Raw genomic sequence first — 24,947 nt, 5'->3', positions numbered from 1 at the left:
AACGTCGCCGCATTTATTCCATAAAGTTTTAAATTGCGGTTTGCTTATAGCGACGAAATGCGAAACGATACCGCCCGGAAATTATCCCTGGCCGCTGAAGCCTGATGCGACAGCGCTGAACGATGTTCTTCTCACGGTAACTTCGCTCCGACTACCCGTTGATGCCAACTCGAACGGCAGGGGATGATTTATTCTTTTAATAATGACAATAACGACCGGCAGCGGCCGGCAGGCAAACACAACCCGAGAAAAATTATTGAGGATTTATGGCACACAAAGAGAAACCGCAAGGGCTACACCGAGGCCTTGAGGCCCGGCACATCGAGCTTATCGCTCTCGGGGGCACCATTGGTGTCGGCCTGTTTATGGGATCGGCCAGTACGCTGAAATGGGCCGGGCCGTCGGTACTGCTGGCTTACATCATCGCCGGGCTGTTCGTGTTCTTCATTATGCGTTCGATGGGGGAGATGCTGTTCCTCGAGCCGGTCGCCGGGTCGTTCGCCGTTTACGCGCATAAATACATGAATCCCTATTTCGGCTACCTGACTGCCTGGGGGTACTGGTTTATGTGGATCGCCGTCGGCATTTCCGAGATCACCGCCATCGGGGTGTATGTGCAGTTCTGGTTCCCGGAAATACCGCAGTGGGTCCCCGCGCTGATCGCCGTGGCGATGGTGGCGCTGGCCAACTTGGCGGCGGTGCGCCTGTACGGTGAGCTGGAGTTCTGGTTCGCCATGATCAAGGTCACCACCATCATCGTGATGATTCTGGTGGGGCTGGGGGTGATCTTCTTCGGTTTCGGCAACGGCGGTGAACCTATCGGTTTCGCCAATCTGACGGCGCACGGCGGCTTCTTTGCCGGCGGCTGGAAGGGCTTCCTGTTTGCGCTGTGCATCGTGGTGGCGTCCTATCAGGGGGTTGAGCTGGTGGGCATTACCGCCGGGGAAGCCAAAAACCCGCAGGTGACGCTGAAACGTGCGATCAACAATATCCTGTGGCGCATCCTGATCTTCTATGTCGGCGCGATCTTCGTCATCGTGACCATCTTCCCTTGGAACGGCATCGGCACTACCGGCAGCCCGTTCGTGCTGACCTTCGCCAAGATCGGCATCGTCGCCGCTGCCGGCATCATTAACTTTGTGGTACTGACCGCCGCGCTTTCCGGTTGCAATAGCGGCATGTACAGCGGCGGCCGCATGCTGTACGCCCTGGCCAAGAATCGCCAACTGCCGGCGGCGCTGACCAAGCTTTCCGCCAGCGGCGTGCCGGTCAACTGCATCGCCGTCACCATCGGCTGCCTGTTGGTGGGCTCCGCGCTGAACTACATCATCCCTAATCCGGAGCAGGTGTTCGTCTATGTCTACAGCGCCAGCGTGTTGCCGGGCATGGTGCCGTGGTTCGTGGTGCTGATAAGCCAGCTCTATTTCCGCCGCGCGCACAAGGAAGCGATCAAAAACCACAGCTTTAAGTCGATCATGTTCCCGTATGTGAACTATCTGACCATCGCTTTTCTGGTTTGCGTGCTGGTCGGCATGGGAATCAACCCGGATACGCGAATTTCCCTGCTGGTCGGGGCGATTTTCTTAGCAGGCGTCAGCCTGTGCTACTTCGCTTTCGGCATGCATAAGAAACATCATCCGGCTGAAAATCGGGTAGAAACGCGGCAATAAACGGTGAAAAGGGGCTACGGAGTGCGCTTTCCTGCGCAGGAGTGAGCAAAGCGTAATCAAACGCAACATTTCTGCGAAAAAGCACTAGACAGGATTGGCGTAAATCCGTAGTATCCCCTCCCGCAACGGCGCTACGCGCCCGTAGCTCAGCTGGATAGAGCGCTGCCCTCCGGAGGCAGAGGTCTCAGGTTCGAATCCTGTCGGGCGCGCCATTAAGTTTGTGCGCAGGAGCTGCGGTGGTAATATTACCGCGTGAGTAAGAAGAAGTAGTAATGGTGGCTATAGCTCAGTTGGTAGAGCCCTGGATTGTGATTCCAGTTGTCGTGGGTTCGAGTCCCATTAGCCACCCCACTTCCTAAGCGAAGTGAAGATTTAGCAGTATTTTGTGACAGTGCGAAGGTGGCGGAATTGGTAGACGCGCTAGCTTCAGGTGTTAGTGTTCTTACGGACGTGAGGGTTCAAGTCCCTCTCTTCGCACCACGCAAAATATCTGATAAATATAAGATTTATATGGACAACGGTCTGATAAATCGGGTAGTATGAGCAACACAAATCGGCGAGTAGCGCAGCTTGGTAGCGCAACTGGTTTGGGACCAGTGGGTCGGAGGTTCGAATCCTCTCTCGCCGACCACTTTCAAAGAAACCGACGCAAGTCGGTTTTTTTACGCCTGCAGTTTATGAGGATGAGCACCTCCGCAGGAGGTTCGAGCCTCGCGAAGCGAGGCAACGTTGCTTTAGCAACGGCCCGCAGGGCGCGCATCAAAGATGCGCGTAATCCTCTCTCGCCGACCACATTCAAAGAAACCGACGTAAGTCGGTTTTTTTACGCCTGCAGTTTATGAGGATGAGCACCTCCGCAGGAGGTTCGAGCCTCGTGAAGCGAAACAACGTTGCTTTAGCAACGGCCCGCTGGGCGTTACATCCTGGGGCGCGCGTCATCTTTCTCTCGCCGACCAGTTTCAAAGAAACCGACGTAAGTCGGTTTTTTTACGTCCGCCGTTTATGAGGGTAAGTCCTTCCCGCCGCGACGAAACGCATAGCGACCAACCCGTGCAGCATTGCACGGGTTTTTGCGTATCTGAACATTGGCATTTTGTCTCAACCGGCACGTGTGTAGGTTTTCAGCGACAATGTGGTTCGACGTTGTCGCCAGCTTGAGACACATAATTAATTGATTTTAAACATTAAAATTGGCTTTGGCTTAAGTCGTCGTTTTGCGGCGACAGCGCCAGATCGGCCGTGGGTAAAGAACGACAGGGGACGGCATGCTGAGAGAAAGTTAGGCGTAAATAAAAATTCAATATTTTCAATTAATTGAATGCTATTTTTTATAGAGACTTTCCTGGATCTGAAAGTTGGCACGCCAAGTGCATTACCTACAGCGTAGATGCTCATTCCATTTCTTATGTTCGCCTTAGGCTTCATAAACCCTGGGAATGACGCAGAGCCGATTTAGGGTGCCTATCGCCCACGAGAACGATGACTAACCCGTCATCACGCTCAGGGCAAAACGTTGAGTGAGGCACCGCCCCTGTTGTCCTAGACCTGATTGCTTCTTTATACACTTGCCATGCGGCAAGTGTTTTTTTTTGCGCTTCAGCAAGCTAACGGGCAAAAAAAAGCGTGGCACCGAGGCCACGCTTTCTCTGCCGGGCGGGCCGTTATTCGCCGCCGTTCTGTTTCAGCGTCAACATCAGTCCTTCACGCCGCATCTGCGCCGCTTCATCCGAACGATGCAGTTTCTCCAGCGTATCGGCCAGCCAGGCGTAATCGTAGGCGTCCGGACGCTGTTTCAGCGCTTCGCGGAAGGCGTCGGCCGCCTGCTGCCACTCGCCGTGCTTCATCAGCAACTGCCCCAGCGTGCTGTTCAACAGCGGCGTCGCGCCGTGCTGCTTCATCTGCTGACGCAGCGCTTTCTCAAGCTGCTCGGGGTTGCCGGACTTCAGCCGTGGCAGCAACAGCACCAGGCGCTCGTCATATTGGCGTTTCAGGCCGTCGAGCACAATCTCCTGCGCCAGTTCGTGGTCGTTGCATTCGATCAGGTGCTCCACCATCGCGATTTGCAGCGGCACTTCGTGACGCGTCTTGCGGCTCTGATCTTTCCACCAGCGTTTCAGGCCTTCGCTGCCTTCGTCCGCCATCGCCTGATTCATCAGCCCGATGTAAGCCTGTTGCTGCAACGCCTGCAGCTGCTCTTCGCTGTGCAGTTCGATTTTACGCATCGACGGCAGCACTTCCAGTAGCGATGCATAGGCGCCGGTGCGCAGATAGGCTTGTTCCGCCAGGCGCAACACTTCTGGATGGCGCGGCGCCTGGTTCAACAGGCGATCGACGCCGTGGCGCGCGGCGTGGTTCTCGCCCTGCGCCAGCTGGATGCGAACCCGGGTGATATCCACCGGCAGCTGATCGGTATCGGCGGCTTCGGCGGCCCGCTCCAGATACTGATTGGTGCGGAAGTCATCGCCGCGTTGCTGCGCGGCCTCGGCGGCCAGCAGATAGTTCACCACCGGCTGTTCGGCGTGATCGGCGTTGCGCGTCATCAGTTTTTCAACCTGCTTGTAGTCGCCCTCCGCCAGTTTGATCAGCGCGGCTTTGGTTTGCTGACGCGCGCGGGTGCGCTTGCGGCCGATAAACCAACCGCGCGTGCGGGCGCCGGTACGGAAGATGCGGCGCAGGATCCACTCGATCGCCAGCAGCACCACGAACAGCAGCACCAACATGATCACCAGCCCGGTGACGCTGGTTTCAATATTGTAGTTATCGGTCTGGATCAGCACATAGCCCTGATGCCCGGCCAACATCGGCCCGAGCACCACGCTGGCGATCACCACCAGGAACAGAAATAGCACGCGTAACATGGCTTAACCCTCCTGATGAGCGGCAGGGGACTGGGTCATCAGGTTGCGCACCCGGGTCTGCATCACTTTCTCGAGCAGCGGCTGGCTTTTCAGCTGATCCGGCACGTCCATCGAGATCGACTGTTGGCTCAGGCTGTCCAGCTCTTCAAGGAAGGCCTTGGTCGCCGGATCGGTGGTGTCGAAATAGGCGCGCACCCAGGTGGAGACGGTTTCCAGCGACTGCTTGTAGGTCTCGTTCTGGTGACGCGGAATGGCCTGTGCGGCCACCAGCAGGCGCGAACGGATGTTTTCGCGCAGGTAGATGTCCTGATTCGGTGCCAGCAGCGGTTCGGCGCTGGTATCGCGACGGCGGATGGTGATGAAGTCGGCCATGAAATTGCGCCAGCTCTTGGCCAGGTTCTGCCGCCATTCGCCGATCGAGCCGGAGAGCTCGCTGCTGTTTTGATCCATCGGCGCTTCGTCGGTGTCGTTATCAGCCAGGCGCAGGTTATCTACCTGATTGGACAGCTGATTGACCTTGAGGATGATACCGTCGTAATCGACCTGGGTCAGCGTAGAAAGCGTGCTGATGTCTTCGGTAATGGCGCGGCGCACGTCCAGCAGGCTCGGATCGTTCATGTCCGCCAGGCTGGCGTCGGCGCTTTTCAGCAGCGCGGCGGCGCTGGTCACGTCCTGATCGCTCCATAGCTTGCGGCCGGCCATTTTCACCAGGAAATCGGCCTGCGCCAGCAGCCAGGTTTTGGCGTCGCTGCCGGAGATGGTCGCCACTTTTTCCTGCAGCTCGCTCAGTTGGCGCGCCAGGTTTGCCTGCTCGCGATCGGCGGCGTCCAGGGTTTTACCCTGCTGTTGCAACAGGCCTTCCAGCGCATTTCTTTCCTGCTGCTGGCTCTGCTTCACGCCGTCAAGCTGCTGCTGCAGCGTCTGATTGGCGGCGATCAGCTGTTGTGCCTGCTTGTGCGTATGGTAATAACCGCCCGCGCCGAGGGCGATGACCAGCACGATAGCGATCGCGCCGAGCACCGGGCCGGTGTTCTTGCCTTTGCGGCTGGCAGCGGCTGGCTGCTGGGAGCTCTCAACCGCGGTGGTGGGTTCTTCAACCGGGGCGGCTGGGGTATTTTGTTCCGTCATAGTGGCACATCCCATAGTCAGATTATTGTAGCGCGCGGATCAGCGCGTCATTATCGGCGTTGTCAGCTACCCGAATCGTACGCCAGCCCAATTCCCGGGCGAGGGTAGCCAGGCGTTCGCTCACTACTACCAGGCGGCAACGCAGCAGCCATGAAGAACGATAGTAATCAGGAACTAAAGTATAGAGCTGTTGTAACATTTCACCGCTGGTCACCACCAGCGTATCCACACCGGCGCGCTGCCAGTGGGCGCTTTGCTCGCTGCCGTCGTAGTGCACCGGGCTGCGTTGATAACATTCATAATAGCTGACGTCGGCGCCGCGCTCGCTCAGCGTCGACCCTAACAGTTCGCGGCCGCCGTTGCCGCGTAAAATCAGCGCGCGTTTGCCCGCCAATTTTTGCAGCGCCGGCAGCAACAGCAGCGTTTCGCTGATCTCGCGTTCGCGCGGGTATTCCACCGGCAAACTGCTGATGCGGTGCAGCGCCAGCCCGGTGGTGCGGCCGATGGCGTAATAAGCCAGGTGAGCGGGCCAGCTCAGCCCGGCGCGGCCGATAACCGAATCGGCATAACTCACCGAATGTTGCGACAGCACGAACACCAGATCGCCGGCGCTAAGCTGCTGCAACGCCTGCGGCAGCTTCGGCAGGTCGCCGCCCGGCGCGAAGTCGATCAGCGGTGCATGATAGGCAACCCGGCCGAGTGCGCGCAGCCGGCTTACTAACAGCTCCCCCGAAGGCGATGGGCGGGTTACCAGGATCGTCATGCCGGCGGATTTCCCTGATAAACCTCGCGCAGGATCTCGCGCGCGCCGCGCGCCAGCAACTCTTCCGCCAGCTCAATGCCCATCCGTTCGGCCTCGGCGGCCGGGCCGCGGCGTTCGCCGCGCACCATCTGGCTGCCGTCCGGCGCGCCGACCAGGGCGCGCAGCCACAGGCTGTCGCCATCCAGTTCGGCATAGCTGCCGATCGGCACCTGGCAGCCGCCTTCCAGGCGGGTATTCATCGCCCGCTCGGCGCGCACGCGGGTTTCGGTGGCCGCATGGTTCAGCGGCGCCAGCAGCGTGCGGGTGACGCTGTCGTCGAGACGGCATTCAATGCCGACTGCACCCTGGCCGACCGCCGGCAGGCACTCTTCGGCGCTCAGCGGGCTGCGGATGCGTTGCTCCAGGCCTAAACGCTTCAGGCCGGCCACCGCCAGGATAATCGCGTCGTAGTCGCCGTTGTCCAGCTTGGCCAGGCGAGTGCCGACGTTACCGCGCAGGTCGCGCACGACAAGATCCGGGCGGCGTTCACGCAGCTGGCACTGACGGCGCAGGCTGGAGGTGCCGACCACGCTGCCCAGCGGCAGCTGATCGAGCGAGGCGAAACGATTGGAAACAAAAGCGTCGCGCGGATCTTCGCGTTCGCAAATGGTGGTCAAACCGAGCCCGGCAGGGAAATCGACCGGCACGTCTTTCATCGAATGCACGGCGATGTCGGCGCGGCCTTCCAGCAGCGCGAGCTCGAGTTCTTTAACAAACAGGCCTTTACCGCCGACTTTCGCCAACGGCGTATCCAGAATAACGTCGCCGCGGGTGACCATCGGCACCAACTCGACCTGCAGGCCGGGATGGCAGGCCATCAGACGTTGCTGCACATAATGTGCTTGCCAAAGTGCAAGCGGGCTTTGTCGGGTGGCAATTCGAATAATTTTGTCTAACATGCTTGTTACCGTTTTTATATTTCGCCATCCATCCTACCACTGAGAGTCAATACTGTCAGTGCAAGAAGCCGGAGGCGGAAAAAGGACAACGGAATCAAAGGGACGTGTGATGTGCTTTGGGGCAGTTAACACTGCGGGTAAATCGTTTAGGGAAGCGCTACAATAATTGTGAAGCGTTACCTCCTTTACGGTCAATCAGCAAGGTGTTAAATTGATCACGTTTCCAGCAATAAGTCGCCAAATATTCTTCTTACACTAACGGCGCTTATGGAATACGGGTTTTTTTCTAAACACCGGGATAATCAGGCGAGACGTCTTGTACCTCTACATCGAGACATTGAAGCAGAGACTGGATGCGATCAATCAGCTACGCGTCGATCGCGCCCTGGCGGCTATGAAGCCCGCGTTTCAACGGGTATACAGTCTGCTGCCCACCTTACTGCACCACCACCACCCGCTGATGCCGGGTTACCTGAACGGTAACGTTCCCCACGGCATTTGCCTCTACACGCCTGATGAAACTCAACAAGATTACCTGAACGATTTAGAAGACAAATGGGGCAGCCCGTTTGACAAACCGGCCAGCGGCGAGCTGCCGATCACCGGCGTCTACTCGATGGGCAGCACCTCGTCTATCGGCCAAAGCTGCAGCTCGGATCTCGACATCTGGGTCTGCCACCAGTCCTGGCTGGACAACGAAGAACGCACCCGCCTGCAGCAAAAATGCAGCCTGCTTGAGAAGTGGGCCGCCTCGATGGGGGTGGAAGTCAGCTTCTTCCTGATCGACGAAAACCGCTTCCGCCATAATGAAAGCGGCAGCCTGGGCGGCGAAGACTGCGGCTCGACGCAGCACATCCTGTTGCTGGACGAGTTCTACCGCACCGCGGTGCGCCTGGCCGGCAAACGCATCCTGTGGAACATGGTGCCGGGCGAAGAAGAAGCGCACTACGATGAATACGTGCTGTCGCTGTACGCGCAGGGCGCGCTGACGCCGAACGAGTGGCTGGATCTCGGCGGCCTGAGTTCGCTGTCGGCGGAAGAGTACTTCGGCGCCAGCCTGTGGCAGCTGTACAAGAGCATCGATTCGCCTTACAAGGCGGTGCTGAAAACACTGCTGCTGGAAGCCTATTCCTGGGAATACCCCAATACCCAACTGCTGGCGACGGACATCAAACATCGCCTGCACCAGGGCGAGATCGTCAGCTTCGGGCTCGACGCCTACTGCATGATGCTCGAGCGCGTCACCCGCTACCTGACCGACATCAACGACACCACCCGCCTCGATTTGGCCCGTCGCTGTTTCTACCTGAAAGTGTGTGAAAAGCTGTCGCTGGCCAAGGCCTGCGTCGGCTGGCGGCGCGAGATCCTCAGCCAATTGGTCAGCGAGTGGGGCTGGAGCGAAGAGCGTCTGGCGATGCTGGACAACCGCGCCAACTGGAAGATCGAGCGAGTGCGCGAAGCGCACAACGAACTGCTCGACGCGATGATGCAGAGCTACCGCAACCTGATCCGTTTCGCCCGCCGCAACAACCTCAGCGTCAGCGCCAGCCCGCAGGATATCGGCGTGCTGACCCGCAAACTGTATGCGGCGTTCGAAGCGCTGCCCGGCAAGGTGACGCTGGTGAACCCGCAGATCTCGCCGGACCTGTCGGAAAACGATTTAACCTTTATTCATGTGCCGGTTGGCCGCGCCAACCGCACCGGCTGGTACCTGTATAATCAGGCACCGGCTATGGATTCGATCGTCAGCCATCAGCCGCTGGAATATAACCGCTACCTGAACAAGCTGGTGGCCTGGGCCTATTTCAACGGCCTGCTGACGCCGCAGACCCGCCTGCACATCAAGAGCGGCAATCTGTGTGACACCGCCAAGCTGCAGGAGCTGGTGGCCGACGTTTCCCATCACTTCCCGCTGCGCCTGCCGGCACCGACGCCGAAAGCGTTGTACAGCCCGTGCGAGATTCGCCATCTGGCGATCATCGTCAATCTGGAAAACGATCCGACCGCCGCCTTCCGCAATCAGGTGGTGCACTTCGATTTCCGCAAGCTGGACGTGTTCAGCTTCGGCCAGCAGCAGCAGTGTTTGGTGGGCAGCATCGATCTGCTGTATCGCAACTCCTGGAACGAAGTGCGCACCCTGCATTTCAGCGGCGAGCAGTCGGTGCTGGAAGCATTGAAAACCATTCTCGGCAAAATGCACCAGGACGCCGCACCGCCGGAGTCGGTGGAAGTGTTCTGCTACAGTCAGCACCTGCGCGGCCTTATTCGCACCCGCATTCAGCAGCTGGTGTCTGAGTGCATCGAGCTGCGCCTGTCCAGTACCCGTTTGGAACCCGGCCGCTTCAAGGCGGTGCGCGTCGCCGGGCAAACCTGGGGGCTGTTCTTCGAGCGCCTGAGCGTGTCGGTGCAGAAGCTGGAGAACGCGGTGGAGTTTTACGGCGCCATCTCCAACAACAAGCTGCATGGCCTGTCTATCAAGGTGGAAACCGATCAGGTGCATCTGCCGCCGGTGGTGGACGGTTTCGCCAGCGAGGGGATCATCCAGTTCTTCTTCGAAGACACCTCAGACGACAAGGGCTTCAACATCTATATTCTGGATGAGTCGAATCGGGTGGAGGTGTATCACCACTGCGAGGGCAGCAAAGAGGAGCTGGTGCGCGACGTCAGCCGCTTCTATTCCTCGTCGCACGACCGCTTTACCTACGGCTCCAGCTTCATCAACTTCAACCTGCCGCAGTTCTATCAAATCGTGCAGCTCGACGGGCGCACGCAGGTGATCCCGTTCCGCAGCAACGTGCTGTCCAGCCTGTGCGTGACGGTGGCCGACGGCGCCGCTCAGCCGCTGAAGCAGCAGTTCCAGCTGCATTGACGCCGCAAGGGCTCGGTTGCCGAGCCCTGCTTAGCCTCAGGAAAAACTCAGTTCCTCGCCGGCCTGCGCGCTGGCCGCTTCGCTGAGCAGTTGGTAAAACGGCTGCCCGCTGCGATCACATACCCAGACGCCGTCGCGGTAGTTGAAGTGGTAACCGCCGGCCTTAGTGGCGAGCCACACCTGGTGCAGCGGCTCCTGGCGGTTGATGACGATTTTGGTGCCGTTTTCGAAGCTCATCGTCATCACGCCGCCATTGGTTTCGTAATCGATATCCGCATCGCCGTCAAAATCGTCCAGTGTCTCTTCAATATTCAGCATCAGCTGGTCGGCCAACTGGTGAAACTCACTGTCGTTCATATTCAATTCCTATTGCTTTTCATGATCCACCTGCGATTATAGAGACCTTGGACGCATGAATTACAGGCATTAATGCAAATGAAAAAACAACTACGCTATGCGCTGATGGCCGTTCTGGTTACCGGCCTCGCCGGCTGTGGTCTGAAAGGCCCGCTTTACTTCCCACCTGCCGACTCCGCCGGCCAAAAACCGGCCAAACCGCCGGTGCAAACGGGCGATCAGGTGCAAAAGAACCAGCAGGAGCAGTCTGGCTCTCAGCAAAAACCGTCGATGGTTGCCCAGTAACACCCGGTTTGCGGTGGCGAGCGCCGCCGCAAAATCAAGACGGATAGCGCGTCCAGATAGCGGAGTATGATATGCAGTTCTCCAAAATGCACGGTCTGGGCAACGACTTTATGGTGGTCGATGCCGTTACACAGAATGTCTATTTTTCACCTGAGCTGATCCGCCGGCTGGCCGATCGGCACCTGGGCGTCGGCTTTGACCAGATGCTGGTGGTAGAACCGCCTTACGATCCCGAGCTGGATTTTCACTACCGAATTTTTAACGCCGACGGCAGCGAAGTGGCGCAGTGCGGCAACGGCGCGCGCTGTTTCGCGCGCTTTGTGCGGCTGAAAGGGTTGACCAACAAGCGCGATATCCGCGTTAGCACCCAAACCGGGCGCATGGTGCTCAGCGTCACCGACGACGATCTGGTGTGCGTCAACATGGGTGAGCCGAATTTCGATCCGCAGGCGGTGCCGTTCCGCGCCGCCAAGGCGGAAAAGACCTACATCATGCGCGCGGCGGAACATACCGTGCTGTGCGGCGTGGTGTCGATGGGCAACCCGCATTGTGTTTTGCAGGTGGATGATGTAAAAACCGCCAAGGTGGAGCTGCTTGGACCGGTGCTGGAAGGGCATGAGCGCTTCCCGGAACGGGCCAACATCGGCTTTATGCAAGTGGTCAGCCGCGATCACATCAAGCTGCGCGTTTACGAGCGCGGCGCCGGTGAAACGCAGGCCTGCGGCAGCGGCGCCTGTGCGGCGGTGGCGGTAGGGATCCAACAGGAATTGCTGTCAGAAGAGGTGCATGTAGAACTGCCGGGCGGCAGCCTGCATATTCGCTGGAAAGGGCCGGGCAATCCGCTGTTTATGACCGGTCCGGCAACCCATGTCTATGACGGATTTATTCATCTATGAAAAGCGTAGAAGAACAGAGCGTCGCCGGCCTGGCGCTGGATGACGACGCCGTGATGCAGTACCTGCTGCAGAACCCGGATTTCTTTATTCGCAACGCGCGCCAGGTTGAGCCGATGCGCGTGCCTCACCCGGTGCGCGGCACCGTTTCGCTGGTGGAATGGCATCTGGCTCGCCAGCGCAATCACATCGAACGGCTGGAAGAAGAGATCACGCTGTTGATGGAGCAGGCCAGCGCCAACGAAGGGCTGTTCGCCAGGCTGCTGCACCTGCAGGCCGATCTGGCCACCGCCGACAGCCTGCAGGACATGCTAAACCGACTGCAGCGCTGGGCGCGCGGCTTCGGTTTGGCCGGCGCCACGGTTCGGCTGTTCGCCGAGCGCTGGAATATCGGCGCGCCTTCCGATTTCACCCATCTGGCGCTGACGCGTTCGGCGTTCGAGCCGTTCCGCATTCAGCGGCTGGGCAGCGAACAACACTATCTCGGCAGCCTGAACGGCCCCGAGCTGCTGCTGCTGTTGCCGCAGGCCAAACAGATTGGCCAAATTGGCTCGGTGGCGCTGTCGATGTTGGGCGACGACGGCGAGCTGGGCATGGTGATCTTCAGCAGCCGCGATACGCAACATTATCAGCAGGGCATGGGCACGGTGATGCTCAATCAGCTGGCGCGCATGCTGCCGGCGTTGCTGGAACGCTGGATCGAACGCGCATGACGCCGATTGCGCCCAGCCTGCAGCAGCCGGTGGACGCTTTTCTGCGTTATCTCAAGGTAGAACGGCAACTCAGCCCGCTGACGCAGCTCAGCTATTCACGCCAGCTGACGGCGCTGATGCGCCTGGCGCAGGAGATCGGCGTCACCGACTGGACGACGCTGGACGCCGCCCGGGTGCGCATGCTGGCGGCGCGCAGCAAACGCGCCGGTCTGCAGTCCGCCAGCCTGGCGCTGCGGCTCTCTTCGTTGCGCAGTTTCCTCGATTGGCTGGTCAGCCAGGGCGTGCTGCACGCCAACCCCGCCAAGGGCATCCGCACGCCGCGCAGCGGCCGCCATCTGCCGAAAAACATCGACGTCGATGAAATGAACCAGCTGCTGGAGATCGATCTCAACGATCCGCTGGCGGTGCGCGATCGCGCCATGCTGGAGGTGATGTACGGCGCCGGCCTGCGCCTCTCCGAGCTGGTGGGGCTGGATTGCCGCCATGTCGATATGGCGGCGGGCGAGGTGTGGGTGATGGGGAAAGGCAGCAAAGAACGCAAACTGCCGATCGGGCGCACCGCCGTCACCTGGCTGGAACACTGGCTGGCGATGCGCGATCTGTTTGGACCGCAGGACGACGCCATGTTCCTGTCCAATCAGGGGCGACGCATCTCGACGCGCAACGTGCAAAAACGCTTCGCCGAATGGGGCGTGAAGCAGGGCGTCAACAGCCATATCCACCCGCACAAGCTGCGCCACTCCTTCGCCACCCATATGCTGGAGTCCAGCGGCGATCTGCGCGCGGTGCAGGAGCTGCTCGGCCACGCCAACCTGACCACCACGCAAATTTATACCCACCTCGACTTTCAACATCTGGCGAACGTGTACGATGCCGCGCATCCGCGCGCCAAACGGGGGAAATCCTGATGCATTTTTATCGCCCGCTGCGCCCGCTGGCGGCGCTGACTTTCGATCTGGACGACACGCTGTATGACAACCGTCCGGTGATCCGGCAAACCGAGCAGCAGTCGGTGGCCTTCCTGCAGAGCTACCATCCCGGCCTGAACGGCTTCCAGTCGGCGGATTTCCACCGCCTGCGCCAGGAACTGCGCGAGCAGGATCCGGAGATCTACCACGACGTCACCCAGTGGCGCTGGCGCGCCATTCATCTGGCGTTGAGCCGGCAGGGGCTGCGTGACGCCGAAGCGGCGATCGGGGCCGATGCGGCGATGCAGAATTTCGCGCTGTGGCGCAGCCGTATTGAGGTGCCTGAAGCGACCCATGCCACGCTGAAGGCGCTGGCGGCGCGCTACCCGCTGGTGGCGATCACCAACGGCAACGCCGATCCGGCGCAGTGCGGCCTGGACGGCTACTTTCAGTTTGTGCTGCGTTCCGGGCCGGACGGGCGCGCCAAGCCGTATCAGGACATGTATCACCTGGCCGTCGAGCGGCTGGGTGTGGCGCCCGAGCAGATCCTGCACGTGGGCGACGATCTGACCACCGACGTGGCCGGCGCGCTGCGCGCGGGGCTGCAGGCCTGTTGGATCAACGATCGGCAACGCAGCCTGATGCAGGCCGCCGACAGCCGCCTGCTGCCGCATATTGAGATTTCGCAGTTGGCATCGCTGACAGCATTGTTATAATCCCTGCCAGAACTCTGTATAAATTTCCAGTGAAAAACCCGTCGCCGGCGGGTTTTTCCTTAACCATTAGTGGTGCCTATGGACGTCTCCGATCTGCTCGACAGCCTGAATGAAAAACAACGTGAAGCCGTGGCGGCGCCGCGCAGCAACCTGTTGGTTCTGGCCGGAGCGGGCAGCGGCAAGACGCGGGTGCTGGTGCATCGCATCGCCTGGCTGCTGTCGGTGGAGAACTGCTCACCGTATTCGATCATGGCGGTGACCTTCACCAACAAGGCGGCGGCGGAAATGCGCCACCGTATCGAACATCTGATCGGCACCAGCCAGGGCGGCATGTGGATCGGCACTTTCCACGGTCTGGCGCACCGCCTGCTGCGCGCTCATCATCTGGAAGCCAACCTGCCGCAGGATTTCCAGATCCTCGACAGCGACGACCAGTTGCGGTTGCTCAAGCGCATCATCAAGGCGCTGAACGTCGACGAGAAACAGTGGCCGCCGCGTCAGGCGATGTGGTACATCAACGGCAAGAAAGACGAAGGCCTGCGCCCGCAGCACGTCGAGACCTACAACAACCCGGTAGAGGCCACCTGGCTGCGTATCTACCAGGCCTATCAGGAAGCCTGCGATCGCGCGGGGCTGGTGGATTTCGCCGAGCTGCTGCTGCGCGCGCACGAGCTGTGGCTGAACAAGCCGCATATCCTCAACCACTATCGCGAACGTTTCACCAACGTGCTGGTGGACGAATTCCAGGATACCAACAGCATCCAGTACGCCTGGATCCGCCTGCTGGCGGGCGGTAACAGCAACGTGATGATCGTCGGCGACGATGACCAGTCTATCTACGGCTGGCGCGGCGCGCAGGTGGAAAACATCCAGCGCTTCCTGAAGGATTTCCCCGGCGCGGAAACCATCCGCCTGGAGCAGAACTACCGTTCCACCAGCAACATCCTGAAAGCGGCCAACACCCTGATCGCCAACAACGACGGGCGCATGGGGAAAAACCTGTGGACCGAAGGCGGCGAAGGCGAGCCGATTTCCCTCTACTGCGCCTTCAACGAACTCGACGAAGCGCGCTTTGTGGTCAACCGCATCAAGACCTGGCAAGACAACGGCGGCGCGCTGAACGATTGCGCCATTTTGTACCGCAGCAACGCCCAGTCGCGTGTGCTGGAAGAGGCGCTGCTGCAGACGGCGATGCCGTACCGCATCTACGGCGGCCAGCGGTTCTTCGAACGTCAGGAAATCAAGGATGCGCTGGCTTACCTGCGCCTGATCTCCAACCGCAACGACGACGCTGCCTTCGAGCGCGTGGTCAACACCCCGACGCGCGGCATCGGCGATCGCACCCTCGACGTAGTGCGCCAGGCGGCGCGCGATCGCCAGCTGACGCTGTGGCAGGCGACGCGTGAACTGATGCAGGACAAGGTTCTGGCCGGCCGCGCCGCGTCGGCGCTGCAGCGCTTCATCGAGCTGGTGGAGTCGCTGGCGCATGAAACCGCCGATATGCCGCTGCACGTGCAGACCGATCGGGTGATCCGCGATTCCGGGCTGTTCATCATGTATGAGCAGGAAAAGGGCGAGAAGGGACAGGCGCGCATCGAAAACCTCGAGGAACTGGTGACGGCGACGCGCCAGTTCAGCTATCAGGAAGAAGATCAGGATCTGATGCCGCTGCAGGCATTCCTGTCGCATGCGGCGCTGGAAGCGGGCGAAGGCCAGGCCGACGCCTATCAGGACGCGGTGCAGCTGATGACCCTGCACTCGGCCAAGGGGTTGGAGTTCCCGCTGGTGTTTATCGTCGGCATGGAAGAAGGCATGTTCCCGAGCCAGATGTCGCTGGACGAAGGCGGCCGTCTGGAGGAGGAGCGCCGTCTGGCCTATGTGGGCGTGACGCGCGCCATGCAGAAACTGACGCTGACCTATGCCGAAACGCGCCGTCTGTACGGCAAAGAGGTTTATCACCGGCCGTCGCGCTTTATCGGCGAATTGCCGGAGGAGTGCGTGGAAGAAGTGCGCCTGCGCGCCAGCGTATCGCGCCCGGTCAATCACCGCCGCATGGGCACGCCGATCAGCGAGAACGACACCGGTTACAAGCTGGGCCAGCGCGTGCGTCATCCCAAGTTTGGCGAAGGCACCATCGTCAATCTGGAGGGCAGTGGCGAGCACAGCCGGCTGCAGATCGCCTTCCCGGGTGAGGGCATCAAATGGCTGGTGGCGGCCTACGCGCGTTTGGAAACGGTATAAAGAGAGAGGCGTTGCAGGGGCCAGCCCCTGCAACCTTTCACGATCAGTGAGGGTACCGGTCGCCGACCTGTGCGGTGGCATACCAGCGCATCACCGCTTCGGTGCCTTCACCGCCTTCCTGCGGCGCCCACTGCATGCAGTCTTCTTCGGTCAGCGCCTGATACGGGCCCTGCTTCACTTCGAACACTACGCCGCCAGCATCGACCGACAGCACCGCATGCCAGGTAAAGGCCGGCATCTCCAGCACTTTGGTTTCTTCGCCAAGCAGGGTGCGCTGTGTTACGACGCCGTCATCGTTGAACTGCAGCACCACAAAGCGGCCGCGCAGCGGCGTCAGCAGCTCCCAGGTTTGCGGGTGGCGGTGCGGGCGGATATAGGTGCCGGGTTCCATGGCGATAGCCAGGCGTTGCACCGGGTCGCTCAGCTCTTCGTGTAAGGTGCGGTGCGCGCGCAGGCGGGCCACGCTGGCGGCCTGTTCGCTCATCGCGGTCAGTTCATGGGCGGTAATCTGTTTCATCATTTAAATCCGCATGCTTGTCGTACCATTAGGGTGATGTCATCTTAGCAACATTCTTGGTGGCGGTAAGCGATCGCCGCGACTTTTTCAGTACGGTTTAAGCCCCATTTCTGCTATTGATCATCGTGATGATTTGTTGCGCAATTATCCCGCCTAACGTGTTGACAGGCTTTTTCTTCTCGGCGTAACATGCGCGCACTATTATCATTGAGGACAGACGCCTTGGACACACCCAGTAGATACTGGCTCACTGACCTGCGCCGCAGGTATAACTTCTAAGGCTCTCCGTTTTTGCTGATAGCCTTCGTGGTTGTCGGCGACCCCGCAAAGTGTCGCTATGAGTCAGATCTCTTCATGGTCTGAAACAAATCGGTGATACGCATCTCCCTCTGTTTCTGTGCTTCAACGCGTTGTCCGCACCCGTTACCTTCACGGAGTTTTGGCACATGCTGAGCGCTTTTAAATTAGATAACCGCCGCTTGTCCCGTCCTGAACTGGACGACATCGAAGCCTCCGCCCGTTTCTTCGAAGACGAAGACGGTCTGCATATCCACTCCTTTTTCTACTTTGAAGATGCGGAAGATCACGCCGGCAACTCCACGGTGGCGTTCACCATCCGCGACGGCCGCCTGTATACCCTGCGTGAGCGTGAACTGCCGGCGTTCCGCCTGTACCGCATGCGCGCCCGCAACCAGACGATGCTCGAAGGCAACGCTTACGAACTGCTGCTGGATCTGTTCGAGACCAAGATTGAACAGCTGGCGGACGAGATAGAGAATATCTACAGCGATCTGGAACAGCTCAGCCGGGTGATCATGGAAGGGCATCAGGGCGACGAATACGACGCCGCGCTCTCGACGCTGGCGGAGCTGGAAGATATCGGCTGGAAGGTGCGTTTGTGCCTGATGGATACCCAGCGCGCGCTCAACTTCCTGGTGCGCAAGGCGCGTCTGCCGACCGGCCAGCTGGAGCAGGCGCGTGAAGTGCTGCGCGACATCGAATCCCTGCTGCCGCACAACGAATCGCTGTTCCAGAAGGTGAACTTCCTGATGCAGGCGGCGATGGGCTTCATCAACATCGAACAGAACCGTATTATCAAGATCTTCTCGGTGGTGTCGGTGGTGTTCCTGCCGCCTACGCTGGTGGCTTCCAGCTACGGCATGAACTTTGAATTCATGCCGGAACTGAAATGGTCGTTCGGCTACCCGGGCGCGATCACGCTGATGATCCTGGCGGGCCTGGCCCCTTACCTGTACTTCAAGCGCAAGAACTGGCTGTAACCCGGCGACGCCGGGCTCAGCGCAGCTTGCGCTGGGTATAGAGCGCGTCGAGGGTGAACAGGATCAGCGCCGCCCAGATAAAGCCGAAGGTCACCAGCTTGTCCTGGCCGACGGTCTCGCCGTAGAAGGTGACCGCCAGCAGGAACATCAGCGTCGGGCCGAGATACTGGAAGAAACCGAGCGTCGATAGGCGCAGCCGGGTAGCCGCCGCGGTGAAGCACAGCAGCGGCACGGTGGTGACGATGCCGGCGGCGACCAGCAGCAGGTTCAGCGACCACGGGTTGGCGCTCAGGTGGCTGGTGGGGCTGTCGGCGAACAGGAACAGATAGGCCGCCGCCACCGGCAGCAGCCACAGCGTTTCAATCAGCATGCCGGTCTGCGCGTCGATGGCGATTTTCTTGCGCAGCAGGCCATAGAAGGCAAAGCTGAACGCCAGCCCCAGACCGATGATCGGCAACGACCCGAACTGCCAGAGCTGCACCAGCACCCCGGTGAACGCCAGCGCCACCGCTACCCACTGCATGCGGCGGAAACGTTCGCCGAGAAACAGCATCCCCAACAGCACGTTAACCAGCGGGTTGATGAAGTAGCCCAGGCTGGCTTCCAGCATATGGTGATTGTTCACCGCCCAGATGAACAGCAGCCAGTTGCCGCCGATCAACAGCGCGGTGACCGACAGCAACAGCAGCCGTTTGCGATTTTGGCAGGCGGCGCGCACTTTAGGCCAGTTGCGGCCCAGCGTGATCAGCGCCAGCATGAAGAAAAACGACCAGATGATCCGGTGGGTGAGGATCTCATCCGCGGACACTTGCTGGATCAGTTTGAAATAAGCCGGGGCGATGCCCCACATAAAATAGGCGGCCAGGGCAAAGAAAATGCCCTGACGCGTTTGCTTTGCGTCCATGACGTCACTCTGGTGGGGAACTTAAGATGCGGTGAGTGTACTGAAGACGCTCACCGCACACAATCATCAGCCGACCAGGTAGGTGGCGGTGGCGGTCGCGATATGCAGGCCGTCGTGGTTATGCAGTTCTACGCGCGCGACGGCGACTTTGTTGCCGCTGCGCAGCACGCTGGCGGAGGCGACGAAGTGCTCGCCGCGGCCGGGGCGCAGGTAGTCGACGCGCAGGTCGATGGTGCCCATGCGCGACAGCTTGGCGGCGATCTCCTCTTCGACCAGCGGCTCCAGGCGTGTCAGCACGCCGCCGGCGCAGGCCAGCCCGGCGGCGACGTCAAGCACGGCGGCGATCACGCCGCCATGCAGAATTTCCTGCGCGGCGTTGCCGACCAGCTTGCGCTGGTTGGTGAAGCTCAGCTCGACGTAGTCATCGTCGAAGCGGCGCAGCTCCAGGCCAAGCTCGCGGTTGAACGGCATGTGGTAGACAAAAATTTCGCCGATCTTGCGGCGGGCGGCTTCCAGGGTCAGTGGTGTTGTCGACATAGCGGGTTTCCGTTTTTCTTTTGCGTTTTAAGGGAGCTAACTGGTCAGTCCAGGTTAATGGAATGTTGATTTTATGCTTAACCTTTGTTGCTTGCCAGCCCGTTTAGGCAAAAGAGTCACGCGCGCGTTGGTGTCATGCTGAACGATATTGTGTAATCATACCCGGTGGGTGTGTACCGATGAAAAAATGGGGAAGTGTGTGTCAACCGCAGCAGTGATTAACAGAGAGTTGCTGGCCGAGCAGGTATTGCGCGATACCTTCGGCTACCAGCAATTCCGTCCGGGGCAGCAAACGATTATCAATGCCGCGATCGGCGGGCAGGATTGCCTGGTGGTGATGCCGACCGGCGGCGGCAAGTCGTTGTGTTACCAAATCCCTGCGCTGGTGATGGACGGCCTGACGCTGGTCGTTTCTCCGCTGATCTCGCTGATGAAGGATCAGGTCGACCAACTGTTGGCCTACGGCGTTTCCGCCGCCTGCTACAACTCGACGCAAACCCGCGAGGAGCAGCTGGACGTCATGGCCGGCTGCCGCAACGGCACCATCAAGATGCTGTACATCGCGCCGGAGCGGCTGATGATGGAAAGCTTCCTCAACCTGCTCGATCACTGCCCGCCGGCGATGCTGGCGGTGGATGAGGCGCACTGCATCTCCCAATGGGGCCACGACTTCCGGCCGGAATACCGCGCGCTGGGGCAGTTGAAACAGCGCTTCCCGTCGATGCCGGTGATCGCGTTGACCGCCACTGCCGACGAAGCCACGCGCGGCGATATCGTGCGTCTGCTGTCGCTGCAGGATCCGCTGGTGCAGGTCAGCAGCTTCGACCGGCCGAACATCCGCTACACGCTGGTGGAAAAATTCAAACCGCTCGATCAGCTGTGGCGCTTCGTGCAGGATCAGCGCGGCAAGAGCGGCATTATCTATTGCAACAGCCGCGCCAAGGTGGAAGACACCGCCGCGCGCCTGCAAAGCCGTGGCCTGAGCGTCGGCGCTTACCACGCGGGGCTGGACAACGATCGCCGCGCCCAGGTGCAGGAAGCGTTCCAGCGTGACGATCTGCAGGTGGTGGTGGCCACCGTCGCCTTCGGCATGGGCATCAACAAACCCAACGTGCGTTTCGTGGTGCATTTCGACATCCCGCGCAATATCGAATCCTATTATCAGGAGACCGGCCGCGCCGGGCGCGACGGCCTGCCGGCCGAAGCCATCCTGCTGTACGATCCGGCCGACATGGCCTGGCTGCGCCGCTGTCTGGAGGAGAAACCCGCCGGGCAACAGCTGGACATCGAGCGTCACAAGCTGAACGCCATGGGCGCTTTCGCCGAGGCGCAAACCTGCCGTCGCCTGGTGCTGCTCAACTACTTCGGCGAAGGCAAGCACGAAAACTGCGGCAACTGCGATATCTGCCTCGATCCGCCCAAGCGCTACGACGGGCTGGAGGACGCGCGCAAGGCGCTGTCTTGCGTGTACCGCGTCGGCCAGCGCTTCGGCCTCGGGTACATCGTGGAAGTGCTGCGCGGCTCCAACAATCAGCGCATTCGCGAATACGGTCACGACAAGCTGCCGGTGTACGGCATCGGCCGCGATCAAACCACGGAGCACTGGACCAGCGTGCTGCGTCAGCTGATCCACCTGGGCTTTATCACCCAGAACATCGCCATGCACTCGGCGCTGCAATTGACCGAGGCGGCGCGTCCGGTGTTGCGCGGCGAGGTGGCGCTGCAGCTGGCGGTGCCGCGCATTCAGAGCCTGAAGTCGCGCAGTAGCGCCAACCAGAAATCCTACGGCGGCAATTACGATCGCAAGCTGTTCGCCAAGCTGCGCAAACTGCGCAAGTCGATCGCCGACGAAGAAAACATTCCACCCTACGTGGTGTTCAACGACGCCACGCTGCTGGAAATGGCCGAACAGATGCCGATCAAGGCCGGCGATCTGCTGAGCGTCAACGGCGTGGGGCAGCGCAAACTGGAGCGTTTCGGCGCGCCCTTTATGGCGATGATCCGCGACCATCTCGACAATGACGAAGACTGAGGGCGATAAATCATGCTGATGCTGTTTCTCACCGTGGCGCTGGTGCATCTGATTGCGCTGATGAGCCCGGGGCCGGACTTCTTTTTCGTGTCGCAGACCGCCGCCAGCCGCTCGCGCCGCGAGGCGATGATGGGCGTGGTCGGCATTTCGCTCGGCATCGTGGTATGGGCCGGCGTGGCGTTGATGGGGCTGCATCTGATCCTGCAGAAGATGGCCTGGCTGCATCAGATAATCATGGTCGGCGGCGGCATTTACCTGTGCTGGATGGGGTGGCAACTGCTGCGTTCCGCGCGGGCGCAGCAAGCTCCGCCCGCGGCAGAGGCCCAGGTGGCGTTGCCGAAGGCCGGGCGCAGCTTTATTCGCGGCTTCTTGACCAACCTGTCCAACCCGAAAGCGGTGATCTATTTCGGCAGCGTGTTCTCGCTGTTCGTCGGCGACAGCGTCGGCGCCGGGGCGCGCTGGGGGCTGTTCTTGCTGATCGTCGCCGAGACCTTCGTCTGGTTCAGCCTGGTGGCGGTGGTGTTCGCGCTGCCGGCGATGCGCCGCGGTTATCAGCGGTTGGCCAAGTGGATAGACGGGGTGGCTGGCGTGCTGTTTACCGGCTTCGGGTTACACCTGATCTTTACCCGCTAACCGGCAGTGAAATGCCCAAGGCCGAGCAGCGATGCCCGGCCTTTTTTGTCAGGCTTTGCGGGCGGTCGCCAGCAGCCCCGCCACCAAAATAAACAGCGAACCGAACACCCGATTGAGCAGCTGCATTTGACGCGGGGTCTTCAGCCAGCCGGCGATGCGCGTCGCCAGGGTGGCGTAACCGATCATCACCAGAATATCCACCACCACGGTGGTGACGCCGAGCACCAGATACTGTTCGGCCTGCGGCTGATGGGGCAAGATGAACTGCGGGAACAGCGCGGCGAGGAACACGATGCTTTTCGGGTTGGTCAGGTTGACCAGCACCGCGCGGCGGAACAGGCGGCGGCGCGGCATGCTGCCCGCCAGCGCATGCAGATCCAGCGCGCCGGCGGCGCGCCATTGCTGGATGCCGAGCCACACCAGGTAGGCGGCGCCCAGCCATTTCAGCAGCTCGAACGCCAGCAGCGATTGCGATATCAGCGCGCCGAGGCCGATGCCCACCAGCACGATGTGCGCGCTCAGCCCGGCCTGCAGCCCGGCGATCGACGCGGCGGCGCCGCGATAGCCGTGGCTGATGCCGGTGCTCATGGTGTTGATGGCGCCGGATCCGGGGGAGAGGCTAAGGATAAGCGTGGTCAGCAGGTAGGTTAACCACCAGTCCAAGGTCATGGTTCTCGGCTCCCTGAAAGTGTCGTTTTGTGCCACAATGCGCCGAGGCGGCGCCGTTTTTTGTCAGAATTGAATCACAATACGCTAGTATGATTTCTTGTGCCAGCGGTCACATTTTCCGCCGGCTCCACAGGGAAAACGCTCTCGATGACCTCGTTCACTCTCAGCTCCGATGACTGGTTAACGCGTGAAACGCAGTTCGCTGCCTTCGCCACCGGGCCGCTGCTGGATTTCTGGCGGCAGCGCGAAGAAGGCGAGTTCAGCGGCGTGGACGGCGTGCCGATCCGCTTTGTGCGTTTCCGTTCCGCGCGGCATCAGCGGGTGGTGGTGGTCAGCCCCGGCCGCATCGAAAGCTACGTGAAATACCCTGAGGTGGCCTACGACCTGTTCCACTGCGGTTACGACGTGGTGATCGTCGATCATCGCGGTCAGGGGCGCTCCGGGCGTTTACTGGCGGATACGCACCGCGGTCATGTGGTAAACTTTGCCGACTACGTGGACGATTTCGAGCAGCTGTGGCTGCGCGAGGTCGAGTCGCGCGGTTACCGGCAGCGTTTCGCGCTGGCGCATTCGATGGGCGGCGCGATCCTGGCGCAGTTCCTGCAGCGCCGGCCGCAGGCGTTCGACGCGGCGGCGTTTTGCGCGCCGATGTTCGGCATCCAGCTGCCGATGCCGGGCTGGCTGGCCGACCGCATTCTCGACTGGGTGGAGACACGCCCGGCGATCCGTGATTATTACGCGGTGGGCACCGGCCAGTGGCGTCCGCTGCCCTATGTGGTCAACGTGTTGACCCACAGCCGCGAGCGCTACCGGCGCAGCCTGCGTTATTACGCCGACTATCCCGAGCTGCAGGTGGGCGGGCCGACTTACCATTGGGTGCGTGAGAGCATCCGCGCCGGCCGGCAGATCATCGCGCAGGCCGGGAAAATCACAACGCCGCTGTTGCTTTTGCAGGCCGGTGAAGAACGGGTGGTCGACAACCGTTCGCACCAGGCTTTTTGTCAGGCTCTGTCAGACGCGGGGCGCCCTTGCGAAGGGGGGGTTCCGTGGGTTATCAACGGCGCACGCCATGAGATCCTGTTCGAGCGGGACGCGATGCGCGCCGAAGCACTGAACGCAATCCTGCGCTTCTTTGCTCAACACTTAGGCGGCGCGCTGCCGCCGACAACTCCATCAGAGGTTAGAACATAACGCTATGTATCACGTCGTCGCTTCCGATTTAGATGGCACGCTGCTGTCTCCCGACCATACCCTGTCGCCGTACGCTAAAGAAACGCTGAAGTTGCTGACCCAGCGAGGCGTGCATTTCGTGTTCGCCACCGGCCGCCACCACATCGACGTGGCGCAGATCCGCGACAGCCTGGAAATCAGCGCCTTTATGATCACCTCCAACGGTGCGCGGGTGCACAACACGGCCGGCGAGCTGATCTTCAGCCATAACCTGGACGGGGATATCGCCCGCGATCTGTACGGCATGCTGCACGACGATCCGCAGATTACCACCAACGTCTACCGCAACGACGATTGGTTTACCAACCGCGAAAGCCCGGAGCAGGAAGAGTACTTCCAGGAGTCGGTGTTCAAATATCAGCTGTTCGAGCCGGGCCTGCTGGAAACCGACGGCGTCTGCAAGGTTTACTTCACCTGTGAAGACCACGAGCGATTACTGCAGGTGGAAGACGCCATCAACGCCCGCTGGGGTGATCGGGTCAACGTCAGCTTCTCGTTCCCGACCTGCCTGGAAGTGATGGCGGGCGGCGTGTCGAAAGGGCATGCGCTGGAAGAAGTGGCCAAGATCATCGGTTATACGCTGCAAGAGTGCATCGCCTTCGGCGACGGCATGAACGATCTGGAGATGCTGTCGATGGCCGGCAAGGGCTGCATCATGCGCGATGCGCATCAGCGCCTGAAGGATATGCTGCCGGAGCTGGAGGTGATCGGTTCCAATGCCGATAACGCGGTGCCGCACTACCTGCGCAAGATGTTCCTCTGAAATAACCTTTAAATAATCAGGGCGCCTTGCGGCGCCCTTGTTA

Annotated in this window: 22 protein-coding genes, 4 tRNA genes and 1 other RNA gene; 18 read left to right on the top strand and 9 right to left on the bottom strand. The window is 60.4% G+C overall.

Features of this window, described 5'->3' with window-relative positions:
- The first annotated feature begins 266 nt into the window (after nucleotides 1-266).
- The 6 genes from thrP (at nucleotide 267) to HWW83_RS17230 (ending at nucleotide 2,462) form a co-directional block, all read left to right on the top strand.
- The gene (gene thrP, locus HWW83_RS17255; protein WP_004934226.1) at nucleotides 267-1,670 is read left to right on the top strand and encodes a bifunctional threonine/serine APC transporter ThrP; all 1,404 of its coding nucleotides are present in this window, start codon (nucleotides 267-269) and stop codon (nucleotides 1,668-1,670) included.
- 135 nt (nucleotides 1,671-1,805) lie between these two features.
- Nucleotides 1,806-1,882 (top strand) — tRNA-Arg (locus HWW83_RS17250).
- A gap of 63 nt (nucleotides 1,883-1,945) precedes the next feature.
- Nucleotides 1,946-2,021: transfer RNA gene (locus HWW83_RS17245), tRNA-His, on the top strand.
- A 42-nt stretch (nucleotides 2,022-2,063) separates the two neighbouring features.
- Nucleotides 2,064-2,150: transfer RNA gene (locus HWW83_RS17240), tRNA-Leu, on the top strand.
- A gap of 74 nt (nucleotides 2,151-2,224) precedes the next feature.
- Nucleotides 2,225-2,301, top strand: a tRNA-Pro gene (locus tag HWW83_RS17235).
- 32 nt (nucleotides 2,302-2,333) lie between these two features.
- Nucleotides 2,334-2,462: non-coding RNA, RtT sRNA (locus HWW83_RS17230), on the top strand.
- 869 nt (nucleotides 2,463-3,331) lie between these two features.
- Here the strand turns inward: HWW83_RS17230 and hemY are convergent.
- The 4 genes from hemY to hemC are packed head-to-tail and all read right to left on the bottom strand — an operon-like array spanning nucleotide 3,332 to nucleotide 7,357.
- Nucleotides 3,332-4,528 carry a protoheme IX biogenesis protein HemY gene (gene hemY / locus HWW83_RS17225; RefSeq protein WP_033645031.1) on the bottom strand — a complete coding sequence of 399 codons (1,197 nt, stop codon included), beginning with the start codon at nucleotides 4,526-4,528 and terminating at the stop codon, nucleotides 3,332-3,334.
- A gap of 3 nt (nucleotides 4,529-4,531) precedes the next feature.
- The gene (hemX, locus tag HWW83_RS17220) at nucleotides 4,532-5,656 is read right to left on the bottom strand and encodes a uroporphyrinogen-III C-methyltransferase (RefSeq protein ID WP_176589449.1); all 1,125 of its coding nucleotides are present in this window, start codon (nucleotides 5,654-5,656) and stop codon (nucleotides 4,532-4,534) included.
- Between the two features lie 22 nt (nucleotides 5,657-5,678).
- Nucleotides 5,679-6,419, bottom strand: a complete 741-nt coding sequence (hemD, locus tag HWW83_RS17215) for a uroporphyrinogen-III synthase (protein ID WP_033645028.1) — start codon at nucleotides 6,417-6,419, stop codon at nucleotides 5,679-5,681.
- Nucleotides 6,416-7,357: a hydroxymethylbilane synthase gene (hemC, locus tag HWW83_RS17210; protein ID WP_176589448.1), complete on the bottom strand. Its 942-nt coding sequence runs from the start codon at nucleotides 7,355-7,357 to the stop codon at nucleotides 6,416-6,418. Before hemC ends, hemD begins: the two co-directional genes overlap by 4 nt.
- Nucleotides 7,358-7,673: 316 nt before the next feature.
- On the opposite strand from hemC, the gene HWW83_RS17205 reads away from it, so the two are divergent.
- The gene (locus HWW83_RS17205; protein WP_019452546.1) at nucleotides 7,674-10,226 is read left to right on the top strand and encodes a class I adenylate cyclase; all 2,553 of its coding nucleotides are present in this window, start codon (nucleotides 7,674-7,676) and stop codon (nucleotides 10,224-10,226) included.
- Nucleotides 10,227-10,262: 36 nt separating this feature from the next.
- Here HWW83_RS17205 and cyaY read toward each other — a convergent pair whose 3' ends face one another.
- A complete protein-coding gene (cyaY, locus tag HWW83_RS17200) occupies nucleotides 10,263-10,583 on the bottom strand; it encodes an iron donor protein CyaY (protein WP_176589447.1) in 321 nt (106 codons plus the stop codon).
- A 78-nt stretch (nucleotides 10,584-10,661) separates the two neighbouring features.
- On the opposite strand from cyaY, the gene lptM reads away from it, so the two are divergent.
- The 6 genes from lptM to uvrD all read left to right on the top strand — a co-directional run bounded on the left by lptM (nucleotide 10,662) and on the right by uvrD (nucleotide 16,339).
- On the top strand, nucleotides 10,662-10,868 hold the full coding sequence (gene lptM / locus HWW83_RS17195; RefSeq protein ID WP_080273427.1) for an LPS translocon maturation chaperone LptM: 207 nt from the start codon (nucleotides 10,662-10,664) through the stop codon (nucleotides 10,866-10,868).
- 71 nt (nucleotides 10,869-10,939) lie between these two features.
- Nucleotides 10,940-11,764: a diaminopimelate epimerase gene (gene dapF / locus HWW83_RS17190; RefSeq protein WP_004934244.1), complete on the top strand. Its 825-nt coding sequence runs from the start codon at nucleotides 10,940-10,942 to the stop codon at nucleotides 11,762-11,764.
- Complete coding sequence (locus tag HWW83_RS17185; RefSeq protein ID WP_176589446.1) at nucleotides 11,761-12,474, top strand: DUF484 domain-containing protein; 714 nt, start codon at nucleotides 11,761-11,763, stop codon at nucleotides 12,472-12,474. The genes dapF and HWW83_RS17185 overlap by 4 nt, the downstream gene beginning before the upstream one ends.
- Complete coding sequence (gene xerC / locus HWW83_RS17180; protein WP_033645020.1) at nucleotides 12,471-13,382, top strand: tyrosine recombinase XerC; 912 nt, start codon at nucleotides 12,471-12,473, stop codon at nucleotides 13,380-13,382. The genes HWW83_RS17185 and xerC overlap by 4 nt, the downstream gene beginning before the upstream one ends.
- Nucleotides 13,382-14,098, top strand: a complete 717-nt coding sequence (gene yigB, locus HWW83_RS17175) for a 5-amino-6-(5-phospho-D-ribitylamino)uracil phosphatase YigB (RefSeq protein ID WP_033636653.1) — start codon at nucleotides 13,382-13,384, stop codon at nucleotides 14,096-14,098. Before xerC ends, yigB begins: the two co-directional genes overlap by 1 nt.
- A 78-nt stretch (nucleotides 14,099-14,176) precedes the next feature.
- The gene (uvrD, locus tag HWW83_RS17170) at nucleotides 14,177-16,339 is read left to right on the top strand and encodes a DNA helicase II (protein WP_025304874.1); all 2,163 of its coding nucleotides are present in this window, start codon (nucleotides 14,177-14,179) and stop codon (nucleotides 16,337-16,339) included.
- Between the two features lie 43 nt (nucleotides 16,340-16,382).
- On the opposite strand, the gene HWW83_RS17165 is transcribed toward uvrD, so the two are convergent.
- The gene (locus HWW83_RS17165) at nucleotides 16,383-16,856 is read right to left on the bottom strand and encodes a WbuC family cupin fold metalloprotein (protein ID WP_025160392.1); all 474 of its coding nucleotides are present in this window, start codon (nucleotides 16,854-16,856) and stop codon (nucleotides 16,383-16,385) included.
- Between the two features lie 446 nt (nucleotides 16,857-17,302).
- Between HWW83_RS17165 and corA the strand changes: the two genes are divergently transcribed.
- Nucleotides 17,303-18,136 (top strand): magnesium/cobalt transporter CorA, encoded by an 834-nt coding sequence (corA, locus tag HWW83_RS17160; RefSeq protein ID WP_176589445.1) that lies wholly within the window; start codon nucleotides 17,303-17,305, stop codon nucleotides 18,134-18,136.
- A gap of 16 nt (nucleotides 18,137-18,152) precedes the next feature.
- Here corA and rarD read toward each other — a convergent pair whose 3' ends face one another.
- Both rarD and HWW83_RS17150 read right to left on the bottom strand, forming a co-directional pair.
- A complete protein-coding gene (rarD, locus tag HWW83_RS17155; RefSeq protein WP_103101690.1) occupies nucleotides 18,153-19,040 on the bottom strand; it encodes an EamA family transporter RarD in 888 nt (295 codons plus the stop codon).
- 66 nt (nucleotides 19,041-19,106) lie between these two features.
- A complete protein-coding gene (locus tag HWW83_RS17150; RefSeq protein WP_033645017.1) occupies nucleotides 19,107-19,577 on the bottom strand; it encodes a thioesterase family protein in 471 nt (156 codons plus the stop codon).
- Nucleotides 19,578-19,776: 199 nt separating this feature from the next.
- On the opposite strand from HWW83_RS17150, the gene recQ reads away from it, so the two are divergent.
- Nucleotides 19,777-21,609 (top strand): ATP-dependent DNA helicase RecQ, encoded by a 1,833-nt coding sequence (gene recQ / locus HWW83_RS17145; protein WP_046688049.1) that lies wholly within the window; start codon nucleotides 19,777-19,779, stop codon nucleotides 21,607-21,609.
- 12 nt (nucleotides 21,610-21,621) lie between these two features.
- The gene (rhtC, locus tag HWW83_RS17140) at nucleotides 21,622-22,242 is read left to right on the top strand and encodes a threonine export protein RhtC (protein WP_033645015.1); all 621 of its coding nucleotides are present in this window, start codon (nucleotides 21,622-21,624) and stop codon (nucleotides 22,240-22,242) included.
- Nucleotides 22,243-22,290: 48 nt separating this feature from the next.
- Here the strand turns inward: rhtC and rhtB are convergent, their stop codons facing one another.
- The gene (gene rhtB / locus HWW83_RS17135; RefSeq protein ID WP_042783450.1) at nucleotides 22,291-22,911 is read right to left on the bottom strand and encodes a homoserine/homoserine lactone efflux protein; all 621 of its coding nucleotides are present in this window, start codon (nucleotides 22,909-22,911) and stop codon (nucleotides 22,291-22,293) included.
- A 147-nt stretch (nucleotides 22,912-23,058) separates the two neighbouring features.
- Between rhtB and pldB the strand changes: the two genes are divergently transcribed.
- Nucleotides 23,059-24,102, top strand: coding sequence for a lysophospholipase L2 (gene pldB / locus HWW83_RS17130; protein ID WP_089195353.1), 1,044 nt, complete (start codon nucleotides 23,059-23,061; stop codon nucleotides 24,100-24,102).
- Nucleotides 24,103-24,106: 4 nt separating this feature from the next.
- The gene (yigL, locus tag HWW83_RS17125) at nucleotides 24,107-24,904 is read left to right on the top strand and encodes a sugar/pyridoxal phosphate phosphatase YigL (RefSeq protein ID WP_033645010.1); all 798 of its coding nucleotides are present in this window, start codon (nucleotides 24,107-24,109) and stop codon (nucleotides 24,902-24,904) included.
- The last annotated feature ends 43 nt before the right edge of the window (nucleotides 24,905-24,947 follow it).

This window comes from Serratia ureilytica (genome assembly GCF_013375155.1).
Lineage (GTDB): Bacteria > Pseudomonadota > Gammaproteobacteria > Enterobacterales > Enterobacteriaceae > Serratia > Serratia ureilytica.
Note: the sequence above shows the minus strand (reverse complement) of the source record. Positions and strands in the feature narration are given on the sequence as shown.

Coding starts and splice junctions, on each gene's coding strand:
- thrP (WP_004934226.1), top strand. CDS start 267: ATGGCACACAAAGAGAAACCGCAAGGGCTACACCGAGGCCTTGAGGCC.
- hemY (WP_033645031.1), bottom strand. CDS start 4,528: ATGTTACGCGTGCTATTTCTGTTCCTGGTGGTGATCGCCAGCGTGGTG.
- hemX (WP_176589449.1), bottom strand. CDS start 5,656: ATGACGGAACAAAATACCCCAGCCGCCCCGGTTGAAGAACCCACCACC.
- hemD (WP_033645028.1), bottom strand. CDS start 6,419: ATGACGATCCTGGTAACCCGCCCATCGCCTTCGGGGGAGCTGTTAGTA.
- hemC (WP_176589448.1), bottom strand. CDS start 7,357: ATGTTAGACAAAATTATTCGAATTGCCACCCGACAAAGCCCGCTTGCA.
- cyaY (WP_176589447.1), bottom strand. CDS start 10,583: ATGAACGACAGTGAGTTTCACCAGTTGGCCGACCAGCTGATGCTGAAT.
- lptM (WP_080273427.1), top strand. CDS start 10,662: ATGAAAAAACAACTACGCTATGCGCTGATGGCCGTTCTGGTTACCGGC.
- dapF (WP_004934244.1), top strand. CDS start 10,940: ATGCAGTTCTCCAAAATGCACGGTCTGGGCAACGACTTTATGGTGGTC.
- HWW83_RS17185 (WP_176589446.1), top strand. CDS start 11,761: ATGAAAAGCGTAGAAGAACAGAGCGTCGCCGGCCTGGCGCTGGATGAC.
- xerC (WP_033645020.1), top strand. CDS start 12,471: ATGACGCCGATTGCGCCCAGCCTGCAGCAGCCGGTGGACGCTTTTCTG.
- yigB (WP_033636653.1), top strand. CDS start 13,382: ATGCATTTTTATCGCCCGCTGCGCCCGCTGGCGGCGCTGACTTTCGAT.
- uvrD (WP_025304874.1), top strand. CDS start 14,177: ATGGACGTCTCCGATCTGCTCGACAGCCTGAATGAAAAACAACGTGAA.
- HWW83_RS17165 (WP_025160392.1), bottom strand. CDS start 16,856: ATGAAACAGATTACCGCCCATGAACTGACCGCGATGAGCGAACAGGCC.
- corA (WP_176589445.1), top strand. CDS start 17,303: ATGCTGAGCGCTTTTAAATTAGATAACCGCCGCTTGTCCCGTCCTGAA.
- rarD (WP_103101690.1), bottom strand. CDS start 19,040: ATGGACGCAAAGCAAACGCGTCAGGGCATTTTCTTTGCCCTGGCCGCC.
- HWW83_RS17150 (WP_033645017.1), bottom strand. CDS start 19,577: ATGTCGACAACACCACTGACCCTGGAAGCCGCCCGCCGCAAGATCGGC.
- rhtC (WP_033645015.1), top strand. CDS start 21,622: ATGCTGATGCTGTTTCTCACCGTGGCGCTGGTGCATCTGATTGCGCTG.
- rhtB (WP_042783450.1), bottom strand. CDS start 22,911: ATGACCTTGGACTGGTGGTTAACCTACCTGCTGACCACGCTTATCCTT.
- pldB (WP_089195353.1), top strand. CDS start 23,059: ATGACCTCGTTCACTCTCAGCTCCGATGACTGGTTAACGCGTGAAACG.
- yigL (WP_033645010.1), top strand. CDS start 24,107: ATGTATCACGTCGTCGCTTCCGATTTAGATGGCACGCTGCTGTCTCCC.